Raw genomic sequence first — 12,401 nt, forward strand, 5'->3', positions numbered from 1 at the left:
CGCTCACCGTCGACGATCGAGCCGCCAACTGGGAGTTCCGAGATCCCTCGCAGTTTTCACCGCTGATTCACAGCTACCGAAAGAACGGACGAAGACCATGAACAGACGAACCTTCATCGCCGGTACGGGCGTGGCGCTCGCGGGCGCCGCAGGCACGGCCACCCAGGCCGCAGCAACTACCGACGACAAACAGAGCTTCATTTTCGTGCACGGGGCCTGGCATTCCTCGACGCACTGGAACGAAGTCGCCGAACGCCTGGTGGCGATGGGGCACCAGGCCTTCGCCATCGACCTTCCCGGCAGCGGGCTCAACGCGGCGTATCCGCAGTCCTACCTCCGCAACGACTTCGCCGCGTTCGCGACCGAACCGTCGCCGGTCGCGAACATCGGCCTCGCGGACTACGCCAACGCCGTCACCGCCCAGGTCGAACAGATGGCGGAACACGGCAAGGTCACCCTGGTCGGTCACAGCATGGGCGGCCTCACGATCACCCGGGTGGCCGAGGCCGTCCCCCACCTGCTGCGGCGGCTGGTGTACGTCGCTGCCTATGTGCCGGTGGACCTCGCCTCTGCCAACGACTACAGCCAGCTCCCGGAGAACCAGACCTCGATCTCGGGCGGGATCGTCGTCGCCGATCCCGTTGCCACCGGCGCGGTGCGGATCAACCCGCGCAACGGCGATCCGGAGTACCTCGAACGCGGCCGGCAGGCGTTGTACAACGACCTGACCACCGAGGACTACCTCAAGTTCGCCGTCGCCTTCAACCCGGATCTCCCTGTGCGGGTGGGGATCGAGGACGCCCGGGGCACCGTGCAGCGCTGGGGCAATGTCCCGCGCATGTTCATCCGGACCACCGAGGACCACACCGTCCCGTTGGCGTTGCAAGACCGGATGATTCGCGAAGCCGACACCGCGACGCCCCGGAACAAGTTCGTGGTCCGCAGCCTGCCGTCCAGCCACTCGCCCTTCGCCTCGATGCCTGACCGGCTCGTGACTGCCTTGGTCCAGCGCTGACCCAAGTACTCACGACGCTAGACGAGGAGCCCTCGCTGTCCCGCCCGCAGGCCGGCCTGGAAGCGGGTGGTGGCATCGAGGGCCTTCAGGATTCGTTGCATTCGTCGCTCGACCGTCCGCTGTGCGACTCCGAGCCGGCGGGCGATCGCCTGGTCGGTCAACCCCACAGCCGCCAGCGCCAGCAACTGCTGGTCCTCGAAGCTCAACGGTCCTTCGGACGACGAGGGCGACAGCGAGATCGCCTGCTGCCACAACAGCTCGAACAACCGCAGCAGCGCGTCCAGCAGGCTCGACGGCCCGATCTCGACCAACTCCTGCCCGGTCTGCACCAACCCGGTACGCCGATCCGCGACTACCAGCTTCAACGGCACGCCACCGAGCATCCGGCAGCTAGGACCCGCAGTACGGGCTGCTGCGAGCTCCACCGGCTCCACGAGTGAAGCCATGTCGTAGATCGTCCGATAGGTCACGCCACAGGCCCGGCGCGGTTTGATCGGCAGCACCACGAACGGCGACTTGTCGAGCACCAGTACTTCGCTCTGCGCGGTCTGCTGAGCCTGGTAGAACCGCTGCGCCATCGCCTGCTGCCCGCGGATCACGGTGAACGGCCCGGCCTCCCGCTTGGAGCGGAATTCCTCAGTGAGGACGGCGGCGTTCATCCGGGCCTGGACGATCGCCTCCTGCTTGCGCAGCGCCAGGAGTTCCACGGCGGCCTCGGGGACCGCCGGGGTGTACCGGGCCGGGCGCCCCGGAGTACGGGAGGCCAGGCCCAGCGACAGGAGTGATCTCAGATGCCGGGTCACCCGTGCGGTGGCCCAGCCCATGTCCGCGACCAGGTCGGTCGCAGTGGCTTCTGGCCGGGCCAGAAGCACCCGGTAGAGCTGCTCGTCCTCCGAGCAGACACCGAGTGCTTCCAGCACCGGAGCAGGGCGGTAGTTGTGCACGACCCGAGTCGCGATCAGGGCAAGGAGTGCACGTGGGAGCCGACCTGATTGGAGAACTGGTTCCCGTTCAGGGCGTCCCAGTTGGTGGACCAGGTCATTGCGCCGCGCAGCGTCGGCCAAGTGGTGCTCGGCTTGAAGCTGCCGCAGTTGGTGCCCTTGGTGAGGCAGTCCAGCGCGTTGTTGACGATCGTCGGCGACACGTAGCCGCTCCCGGCGCCACGGCTGGAGGCCGGCAGACCGAGGCCGACCTGGTCCGGCCGGAGCCCGCCCTGCAGCATGATGCAGGCCTGCGCGGTGATGAAGTCGACGGTGCCCTGGGAGTACACCTGCCCGTTGCAGCCGTTCATCGAGCCGGAGTTGTAGTACTGCACGTTGACCACGGTCAGGATGTCCTTGATCGCCAGCGCCAGCTTGAAGTACTCGAACGACGGGCTCTGCATGTCGATCGTCTGCGGTGCCATCGCGATCACCAGACCGCTGCCGAAGCTGCTCCGCAGGCTCTGCAACGCCCGACCCATGTACTGCGTGTTGACGCCGTTCTCCAGGTCGATGTCGATCCCGTCGAAGCCGTACTCACGCAGTACCGACAGGGCACTGCTCGCGAAGTTGGCGGCGGCGGTCGCGTTGGCGACGCTGATCGTGCCGTTCTGGCCGCCGACGGACAGGATGACCTTCTTGCCGGCCGCCTTCTTGGCCGCGATGTCGGCCTTGAAGTCGGCGGCGGTGTAACCACCCAGCCGGCTCGACAGGGTCGGGTCGAGGGTGAAGGTGATCGCGCCCTGACGGCTCGGGTCGGCATCGGCGAAGGCGACCGCGATCAGGTCGTAGTTGGCCTGCACGTCCCGGATCCGCTGGACCGTCGCGCCGTTGTCGAAGTTCTGCCAGTAGCCGGTCAGGATGTGCTTCGGCAGGTTGCCCGGCGGCGGAGTGGTCGGGCCGCTGGAGGTGGTGCCGGACACCGTCGCGCCGTACGGGGAGCAGTTGCCGGCCGCGTCGCAGGCCCGCACCTTGAAGCTGTACGTCGTACTCGGGCTGAGGCCGGTCGCGGTCCAGCTGGTCACGTTGCCGACGTTCTGCGGGACGTCGGAGCCGCGGACCACGTCGTACCGCGCGACGCCGTTCGCATCCGAGGCGGCCGACCAGTTGAGCTGCAGCGAGCTGGAGGTCGGGCCACCCACGGTGAGACCGCCAGGCGTCGTCGGCGCCGTGGTGTCCGGCGGCGGCCCGGTCCCGCCCGGCCCGTCCAGTACTACGTCGTCCGCCTGGTACGCCGGGAGCCCGTACCAGCCGTGCAGGTAGATCGTCACGGTGCTGGCCGAGGCACTCGTGGTGAACGTGGTGGTCAGCTGGGCCCAGCCGGTGCTCGAGGTCCAGGTGCTCGTCCCCCCATCGGCGCCGAGGTAGACGTTCGAGCCTTTCACCCAGGCCGACAGCGTGTACGTCGAGCTGGGGCGGACCGAGACGGCCTGGCTGCAGCGGGCGTTGTCACCGGAGGTGGGGCTGCCCTGCAGCGCGTAGGTCCCGGTGTGAGCCGAACCACTGACGGCGGCTCCGGACCCGGCCGAACAGGACCAGCCGGCCAGCGAGCCGGTCTCGAAGGTGCCGTTGGAGACGAGGTTGGTCGCCGCCGAGCCGGCGCCGGGCACCAGCACCACGGCCGCGAGGGCGAGGACGAACGCGAGCAGGACGGGGATGACCGCGGAGTGGGGGCGGTGGATTCGCGGGTTCATGAGACACAAAGTGTGACCGTGCGACTACATTGTCAAGACCCTACATAAAGTGGGAACGCTCTCACGCTCAGGGAAAGTGAAAAATGCACAGCAATCTGACGTTCGAGGAGCTGATGGAAGCCGCAGAACGGCGGAAGAAGCGCAGGCGTGCCCGAAGACGGGCAGGACCTAGAGGAGTCGCGACCTGAAGGAGGAAAGGCGACGGCCCCCGGCGGGGGGGTGACCGGGGGCCGTCTTCGGCCACGGGCTCGGGGGGAGGAGCCGGGGGCCGATCAGGAGGCGACAGTCTGCACTGTCGAGAGGTATCTACCCCCCGATGCCGGAAGTCACACATCTCAATTTAATCGCAAACTGAGTGCCTGACGGCCATGCTCCTAGACCCCGGTGAAGGGGCTTTCGGCCAGTGTCACTGTCACACTGCTCAACAGTCTAACGGGAGACCAGGCCACACGAAAGGCCGGGGCCCTCGGCGTTTCGCCGACCGACCTATGCTCGACGTCATGACGCCCCTGGGGACGCCGCGCGCGGCCGCCTTCTTCGACCTGGACAAGACCGTCATCGCGCGATCCAGCACCCTCGCCTTCTCCCGGCCGTTCTACGCCGGCGGGCTGATCAACCGGCGGACCGTGCTGCGCAGCGCCTACGCCCAGTTCGTCTACCTGCTCGGCGGCGCGGACCACGACCAGATGGAGCGGATGCGGGAGTACCTGTCCGCTATGTGCACAGGTTGGGACGTGCAGACGGTCCGCGCGATCGTCGCCGACACCCTGCACCACATCGTCGAGCCGATGATCTACGACGAGGCGGTGACGCTGATCGAGCAGCACCACGCGGCCGGCCGGGACGTGGTGATCGTCTCCTCGTCCGGCTCCGAGGTGGTCGAGCCGATCGGCGAGATGCTCGGCGCCGACAAGGTGATCGCCACCCGGATGGTAGTTGCCGACGGCAAGTACACCGGCGAGATCGAGCAGTACGCCTACGGCCCGCACAAGGCGACCGCGATCACCGCACTGGCGGCCGCGGAAGGCTATGACCTGAAGGGTTCCTACGCCTACTCCGACTCGATCACCGACGAGCCGATGCTGGCCGCGGTCGGCCATCCGTTCGCCGTGAACCCCGATCGCGCGTTGCGCCGGCTGGCGATCTCGCGCGACTGGCCGGTACTCGACTTCACCAGACCAGTGGCGCTGGCCGAGCGCACCCGCTTCCACGAGGTCCGCCGGCCGGCCGTCGCGGCGACCGCTCTCGGCGCCGGACTGGCCGCCGCCGGAGTGCTCCTGTACGCCGCCCGCCGGCGCGCGCGACAGGACGAAAACTGAGGCCGCCTCCGTTCTTCACAGCTTCGTGAAACGTCGCGCAAACCCTTCCCCTGAAGGGCTTAGGGGAGTACAAAGGAACCACAAAGGACCTTCGGGTCCCGTAGAGATTGCACGGAATCCAGGGTACCCACGCGGCGACCAGCCCATCCCAAACGGGCAGCGTGACCTCAGGCCTGGTCCTGAGGCGGCAGACAGGTGCACGCCTGGTAACCCGGGTGACGTGCGAGCAACGGCGCTCTCGTTCAGAGGGCGCCGTCGCATGTGCCCAGGGGTTGTCCGGGACAGTGACCGAGCGTTGCGGACTACCACCGGATTCCCGTTGCTGCGTTAGTCGTTTGCATCACCGGGTGGAGATGTTGAGCGGTGAACGTTCCGCTCCCAGCGCGACCACTTCACAACTGCGCAGTAGCCAGTCCCGGACGCCGACCAGGCCGCGCCCCGCGTAGTCCCGCAGGCCCTGCGGATAACTACCGGCCAGTTCGAAGTGGCCCACCTCCGGCACCGTGACCGCGACCGGATCGATGCCTCTGGCAACCAAAAGAACGTGTTCCGCCGCACGGGCGACCAATCCGTTCGCCACCGGGAACGGCCGCAGTACGGCGAGCTCCGCGTGCACGATGGCGGCGACCACGATGCCCGGCGCCTTCGTCGGCTGTGTCAGGGCTCGGGCCAGACCGCTCAGGCGCTCCCACATCTCGTCCGCCGGCGGCGCCGGGGGTAGTCCCGCGATGTCATCGGGCAGCGGTTCGCGACTGGTCCGCAAGTGGCCCAACTGGTCCGGCGTACCGAGTTCGACCGCCGCCAACTGGTGCAGTCTGGTCCAGACCTGTACTGGTGCCGTGTCCACCTGCGGCGCCAGGCTCATCAGTTCACTCGTCATCCGGACCGCGCCGATCGCCCGCGGGTCCGCGGCACCGCGTCGTACCTCCTCGAGCGTCGCCGGGCTGCCGGCCAGGGCGGCGGAAGCGTGGGCGCCACGGAGCAGGGCCTCGGCGGTAATGTCGGAGCCGACTTTCCTCAGGCCGCGGTCGCGGAGCAGCACGTCGATCGCGTCCCGGGCAGCCCGGGCCGCCGATCCGACCCCCTCGAGACTGGCCAGTGGTTCGAAGACGTCGGGAGGCGTTTGGCTCATGATCGGCAGCCTAGTGTCCGCGGACGGGGCGCTAGGCGCTGGAGCTGAGCCCTAGGATGCATTCTCATGGCCGCCAGCACCGACTCCGCCGGGGTCCCGACGTTCAGCATCGTGGTCCCGTGTCACAACTCACGGGCCTGGCTGCGACCGTGCCTGGACTCGGTACTGGGTCAGTCGTTCACCGACTTCGAGATCATCGGGGTGGACGACGCCAGTCCGGACGGCTGCGGCCGGATCCTGGACGAGTACGCCGCGGCCGATCCCCGGGTGCGAGTGCTGCACCTGACCGAGAACGTCGGCCTCGGGCCGGCCCGGAACGCCGGGCTCAAGGAGTGCCGCGGCGACTACGTGCTCTTCCTGGACGCCGACGACCTCTACCTGCCCGGTTCGCTGGAGGCGATCGCCGCCCGGATCGAGGCGACCGGCCGGCCCGACATCGTGATGTTCGACTACGAGCGGATCTTCTGGGACGGCAAGGTGGTCCGCAACCGGCGGCACGACGCGTTCGCCCGGGAGGGTGAGGGCGTCTTCACCGCGGCGGAGCGGCCGGTGTTCCTGACCTTCCTCGAGGTGGTCTGGAACAAGGCCTGCCGGCGGGACTTCCTCACGCTGCACGGCTTCGTCTTCACCGCCGGGTTCTACGAGGACGCACCCTGGACCTATTCCACGATGCTGACCGCCGAGCGGATCGCGACGCTGGACCGGGTCGTCGTGCACTACCGGCAGCACCGGACCGGCGGGAACATCCATGCCACCCGGACCCGCCAGCAGTTCGACATCTTCGACCAGTACGACCGGGTGCACGCGTTCATCACGTCCGACCCGGACCTGGCCCGCTGGCGGCGGTTCGCCTTCGACCGGTCGCTGGACCACATCCTGGCCGTGCTCGCCAAGCCCGAGCGGATCGGTCCCGAGGACCGGGCCGACTTCTTTCACGCCGCGGCCGCGTTCGCCAAGCGCTGGAAGCCCGAGGGGTACGTCGTCGACCGGACCCGACGGGGTTTCCGGCGGTGGCAGCTCGTGCACGACGACTACGCGACGTACTGCACGCTGAAGTTCAGTGCCAAGGTGCTGAGCGTGCCGAGTCCCCGCAAGGCCGTCGACAAACTGCTGCACCGGGGAGACCTCGACCCGAACCTGGCCCTGTACTGCGCGTACTGGTTCAAGCAGTACGCCTGCAACCCGCGGGCGATCTACGAGAAGGCGGCCGAGCTCGCCCCACAGCTCCGCGGGGTCTGGGTGATCGACGCCGACCACGTGGCCGCGATCCCGGAGGGCGTGGAGTATGTCGTGGCCGGCTCCCCGGCGTACGAGAAGCTGGTGGGGAGGGCGACGTACTTCATCAGCAACATGAATCTGCCGAAGGAGCTGGAGAAGCGGGACGGGCAGATCCACATCCAGACGCAGCACGGCACGCCGCTGAAGACGATGGGCACCGACCTGCGGCACTACCCGGCGGCGGCGAAGGACCTCGACCTCGAGGAGCTGATGCGCCAGGTCGACCGCTGGGACTACAACCTGTCCTCGAACCGGTACTCGTCGGAGATCTGGGAGCGCACCTACCCGGCGCAGTTCGAGGAGCTCGAGTACGGCTTCCCGCGCAACGACCGGCTGGTCAACGCCACCCTGGAGGACGTCCGGGCGATCCGCGCGTCGTTCGGGTTCGACGACTCCCACCTGGTGGTGATGTACGCCCCGACCTTCCGCGACGGCGTCGACTCGGTCCGTACTCCGTCCGGCGTGGTCGATCTCGGCGGCGACGGGATCCACCTGGACCTGGATCGGCTGGCCGCGGCGGCCGGGGACCACGGGCGGGTGCTGGTCCGGACGCACTACTCACTGTCGAAGCACCCGTCGTCGAAGTCCGACCGGGTGGTCGACGCCTCCGACTACCCGCGGGTCGAGGACCTGATGCTGGCGGCCGACGTCCTGATCTCGGACTACTCCTCGATCAGCTTCGACTACGCGAACCTGGACCGGCCGATCGTGCTGCTGGTCGACGATCTGCGCACCTACGACAACACCCGCGGCACGTACTTCGACATCACCGAGTTCCCGCCGGGGCTGGTCGCGAGGTCACCCGAGGAGTTGTTCGCGGCGCTGCAGACGGGGGCGTTCGCGAAGGCGGAGGCGGCCAAGCACCGGCAGTTGTTCCGGGAGAAGTTCTGCGAGTTCGACGACGGGCGCGCGGCCGAACGCGTGGTCCGCCGGGTCTTCCTGGGCGAGACCGACCTGCCGCCGATAGTCCCGCTCACGGACCGGCACGCGGCGCCCTCACCGCATCAGCTGTAGAACGAATCGGTTGCCGGGCAAGACCACCGGTCGTGCATAATGGGCGCATGTCGACCAGCCCGGTGATCGTGAGCGCCTTGCGCGATCGCTTCGGCCTGCGACGACGAAGCACTGTCTGAACACCTCATCCCTGTTCCAGTGCTTCGATCTAAGGACTTCGTCATGTCCACTGTTCTGCCTGTCCTTGCCTCCCGGCTGTCCACCGCTGTCGCCGATGCCTTCGGCGCGCAGTACGGCGGGCTCGATCCCGAGTTGCGGGCGGCGACCAAGCCCGAGTTCGGTCACTTCCAGACCAACCTCGCACTACGGCTCGCCAAGTCGCTCGGGCGGCCGCCGCGCGCGATCGCCGAGCAACTCGTCGCCGCGCTGGACTTGGGCGACCTCTGCGAGACGCCGTCCATCGCCGGGCCGGGGTTCGTCAACCTGACACTGCTGCCTGCCGTGCTCGCTGCCGGCGTCAATGAGCCCGAGCAGTTCCCGCCGAGCGGCAAGCGGGTGGTCGTCGACTACTCGCAGCCCAACGTGGCCAAACAGATGCACGTCGGCCATCTGCGGTCGACCGTCATCGGCGACGCCCTGTGCTACGTACTGCGGTACGTCGGGGACGAGGTGATCCGACAGAACCACGTCGGCGACTGGGGCACCCAGTTCGGCATGCTGGTCGAGCAGGTCCTGTTCGAGGGTCTGGTGGTGGAGTCCCTCGACATCGCGGGGCTGCAACTGCTCTACCAACGGGGCCGGAAGCACTTCGATGCCGACAGCAACTTCGCGGACCGGTCCCGGGCCCGGGTGGTGCTGCTGCAGTCCGGCGATCCGCTCACGCTGGAGATCTGGCGGCAGATGGTCGAGGTCTCCCTGATCGAGTTCGACCGGATCTACGCCAAGCTCGGCTCACCGCTGACCCGGGCCGACGTGGTCGGCGAGAGTGCCTACAACGACCAACTGCCAGGGATCGTGGCCGATCTCGCGGCCGCCGGGCTGTTGACGGAGTCCGGTGGAGCACAGTGCGCCTTCCTGCCGGGATTCACCGGCCGGGACGGGTCTCCGCTGCCGGTCATCGTGCAGAAGTCCGACGGCGGCTTCGGTTACAGCGCGACGGATCTCGCGGCCGTGCGGCACCGGGTCGCCGACCTGCACGCCGACCGGATCATCTACGTGGTCGATCATCGGCAGGGCCTGCACTTCCAGCAGATCTTCGCCCTCTGCCGGGCGGCCGGATGGTTGCCGGAGACAACTCCGGCCGAACACGTGGCGTTCGGAACCGTGCTCGGCAAGGACGGGAAACCCTTCAAGACAAGGGACGGCGACACTGTCCGGCTGGCTACGCTGCTCGAGGGCGCCGTCAGCCGGGCCCGGAAACTCCTGGACGAGCGGGACGCGCCGATGAGCGAGGCCATCCGTGCGGAGGTCGCCGAGGCGGTCGGGGTCGGCGCGATCAAGTACGCGGATCTCTCGAACGACCGGATCAACGACTACGTCTTCGACCTGGACCGGATGGTCGCCATGACCGGCAACACCGGGCCCTACCTGCAGTACGCGCACGCCCGGCTGACGCGGATCCTCGCCAAGGCGCACGAGACTCCCGGAGTCGTGAGCGTGCTGGAAGAGGCTGCCGAGCAGCGGCTGGCATTGCTCCTGGGCGGCTTCGGCGACAGCGTCGTACAGGTGGCTGAGACGTTGCAGCCGCATCGGCTGTGCACGTATCTGTACGAGGTTGCCAGTGCGTTGTCGGCGTTCTACGAGACTTGTCCGGTGCTGACCAGTGCGGGTGAGGTGCGGACCAGCCGGATCGCGTTGTGCGCCGCGACCCGGCGGGTGTTGCAGGATGGTCTGGGGCTGCTCGGCATCGCGGCACCCGACGCCATGTGACCGAAGCTCTGTGTCCTATGGAGGTAGCCGATGTTGCCCTGGTCCGCTGATCTCGCCGGCCGTTTCGACCAGCAGATGTTCGACAGCACGCTGTTGCGGGGCAACCCGCTCGGCGATCCGCACGAGCGGCCGGTGCTGGTCTACCTGCCGCCCGGGTACGACGAGTCGGACCGGCGGTACCCCGCGATCTACGTGGCGCAGGGCTACACCGGACACCTCGCGATGTGGTTCAACCGGACACCGTTCCGGCAGCCGTACCCCGAGCTCCTGGACGCGCTGTTCGCCTCCGGCGACGTGCCGCCGGCGATCGTGGTGTTCGTCGACGCGTGGACCAGGTTCGGCGGCAGCCAGTACCTCGACTCCCCCGGGACCGGGCAGTACCACTCGTACCTGTGCGACGAGATCGTGCCGTGGGTCGACGCGCAGTACCGGACCATCGCCGACCGGGATCACCGGGCCATCACGGGTAAGTCGAGCGGCGGCTATGCCGCGATGGTGACGCCGCTGCTCCGACCGGACGTGTTCGGCGCGCTGGCGACTCATGCCGGGGACGCCTTGTTCGGCGTCTGCTACCAGCCCGAGTTCCCCGTCCGTGCCCGGGAGTTGCGCGACCTGTACGACGGGTCGTACGAGAAGTTCTTCGCCAGCTTCAAGAGCCGCGCCGGGCAGACCACGGGCCAGGACCTGCACTTGCTGGAGATGTACGGGTACTCCGCGGCGTACTCGTCGGAGCCCGACGGCACCGTGCTGCTCCCGTACGACGAGCTGGGCCGGCTGATCCCTGAGGTGTGGGAGCGCTGGCTGAGCCGGGATCCGGTGGCGATGGTGGAGCAGCCGCAGTACGCGGAGGCCTTGGGGTCGATGCGGGCCGTGTGGATCGACGCGGGCAGGCAGGACGAGTACTTCCTCGATCTCGGGGCGACCGCGTTCCACCGGGCCGCCCTGGAGGTCGGCGTACCGGAGGAGCGGTTGCACTTCGAGTTGTTCGAGGGGAAGCACGGCGGGATCGAGTACCGCTACCCGCTCGCCGTCGAGTGGCTCTGCCGCCAGCTCGGCTAATTGGGATGCCTGGTGGCGGGTTCCCCCTCTACGGTTGCCGACATGGGCACTTTCGAGGGGTGGCCGGCCGGCATCGAGGCGCGGCCGATCGACAAAGCGGACGCGGGGGCGTGGGCCGAGCTGCTGGCGGCCAAGGAGAAGGTCGACCAGGAAGGCGAGAACTACGACGCCGACGACCTGATCGAGGAGCTCAGCGATCCGAAGCTGGACGCCGAGAAGGACACCATCGGGCTCTGGGCCGACGACACGATGGTCGGGTACGCGGCGGTGCGGTGGCGGGCGAACGTGATCGAAGTGGACCGGGTCGGGACGGAGGGGACCGTGCATCCCGAGTGGCGCGGCCGTGGACTCGGGGCGGCACTGCTGCCGTGGATCATCCGCCGGGCCGGCGAGGTGCACGCCGAGAGGCACCCGGAGGTCGACGGTGAGATCAACACCGGCGCGATCAGCACCAACATCGGCGCCCACGACCTGCTGACCTCGCACGGCTTCGAGGAGTGCCGGTACTTCTTCCACATGCAGCGCACCTTCGACGCTCCCGTCCCCGAGGTGACCGTGCCGGAGGGCTTGAAGGTGGTGGCGTACGACCCGTTGTACGACCAAAGGCTGATGGATGCCCACAACGAGGCCTTCATGGACCACTGGGGCTCCACGCCGAAGGACGAGGAGACCTGGAAGGTGTGGTTCACCGGGTCGCGCGCGTTCCGCGGCGATGTCTGCCGCCTGGTCGTGGACGGCGACAAGATCGTCGCGTACGCCCTCGGCTACGAGTACGTCGCGGACACCGAGGCGACAGGGATCCGCGAGGTCTACATCGGCCAGGTCGGCACGCTCCGGTCCCACCGGGGGCGCGGACTCGCCCGGCTCGCGCTGGCTGAACTGCTGACCGAATCGCACCGGACGGGGTACAAGCGAGCTTCGCTGGGTGTGGACGCCGACAACCCGACCGGCGCGCTCGGCCTCTACGAACGGCTCGGCTTCACCCAGGTCAGCAAGACCATCTCGTACCGCCTGCCGCTGAACTGAGCCGCAGCCAACAGG

The 12,401-nt window shown here is 68.1% G+C and carries 9 protein-coding genes; 6 read left to right on the forward strand and 3 right to left on the reverse strand.

The window, feature by feature from the left end:
- The first annotated feature begins 97 nt into the window (after positions 1–97).
- On the forward strand, positions 98–1,015 hold the full coding sequence (locus ACFPJ1_RS24330; protein WP_380107260.1) for an alpha/beta fold hydrolase: 918 nt from the start codon (positions 98–100) through the stop codon (positions 1,013–1,015).
- Positions 1,016–1,032: 17 nt separating this feature from the next.
- On the opposite strand, the gene ACFPJ1_RS24335 is transcribed toward ACFPJ1_RS24330, so the two are convergent.
- Together ACFPJ1_RS24335 and ACFPJ1_RS24340 are read right to left on the reverse strand one after the other, a co-directional pair.
- Entirely contained in the window at positions 1,033–1,959 is a 927-nt protein-coding gene (locus ACFPJ1_RS24335) for a helix-turn-helix transcriptional regulator (RefSeq protein ID WP_380107261.1), read from the reverse strand.
- A 14-nt stretch (positions 1,960–1,973) separates the two neighbouring features.
- Positions 1,974–3,689 (reverse strand): chitinase, encoded by a 1,716-nt coding sequence (locus ACFPJ1_RS24340; protein ID WP_380107262.1) that lies wholly within the window; start codon positions 3,687–3,689, stop codon positions 1,974–1,976.
- Positions 3,690–4,177: 488 nt separating this feature from the next.
- Here ACFPJ1_RS24340 and ACFPJ1_RS24345 point away from each other — a divergent pair, with 488 nt between their 5' ends.
- Positions 4,178–5,008, forward strand: coding sequence for an HAD family hydrolase (locus ACFPJ1_RS24345; protein WP_380107264.1), 831 nt, complete (start codon positions 4,178–4,180; stop codon positions 5,006–5,008).
- Between the two features lie 340 nt (positions 5,009–5,348).
- On the opposite strand, the gene ACFPJ1_RS24350 is transcribed toward ACFPJ1_RS24345, so the two are convergent.
- Positions 5,349–6,140: a Fic family protein gene (locus ACFPJ1_RS24350; RefSeq protein ID WP_380107265.1), complete on the reverse strand. Its 792-nt coding sequence runs from the start codon at positions 6,138–6,140 to the stop codon at positions 5,349–5,351.
- 66 nt (positions 6,141–6,206) lie between these two features.
- Between ACFPJ1_RS24350 and ACFPJ1_RS24355 the strand changes: the two genes are divergently transcribed.
- From ACFPJ1_RS24355 to ACFPJ1_RS24370, 4 genes are all read left to right on the forward strand, one after another.
- Positions 6,207–8,432 (forward strand): bifunctional glycosyltransferase/CDP-glycerol:glycerophosphate glycerophosphotransferase, encoded by a 2,226-nt coding sequence (locus tag ACFPJ1_RS24355; RefSeq protein WP_380107266.1) that lies wholly within the window; start codon positions 6,207–6,209, stop codon positions 8,430–8,432.
- 162 nt (positions 8,433–8,594) lie between these two features.
- Complete coding sequence (gene argS / locus ACFPJ1_RS24360) at positions 8,595–10,301, forward strand: arginine--tRNA ligase (RefSeq protein ID WP_380107267.1); 1,707 nt, start codon at positions 8,595–8,597, stop codon at positions 10,299–10,301.
- Between the two features lie 30 nt (positions 10,302–10,331).
- Entirely contained in the window at positions 10,332–11,360 is a 1,029-nt protein-coding gene (locus ACFPJ1_RS24365; RefSeq protein ID WP_380107268.1) for an alpha/beta hydrolase, read from the forward strand.
- Positions 11,361–11,402: 42 nt separating this feature from the next.
- Positions 11,403–12,386, forward strand: a complete 984-nt coding sequence (locus ACFPJ1_RS24370; protein WP_380107270.1) for a GNAT family N-acetyltransferase — start codon at positions 11,403–11,405, stop codon at positions 12,384–12,386.
- Positions 12,387–12,401 lie beyond the last annotated feature (15 nt).

Origin of the sequence: Kribbella qitaiheensis (assembly GCF_042657745.1) — a bacterium.
Lineage (GTDB): Bacteria > Actinomycetota > Actinomycetes > Propionibacteriales > Kribbellaceae > Kribbella > Kribbella qitaiheensis.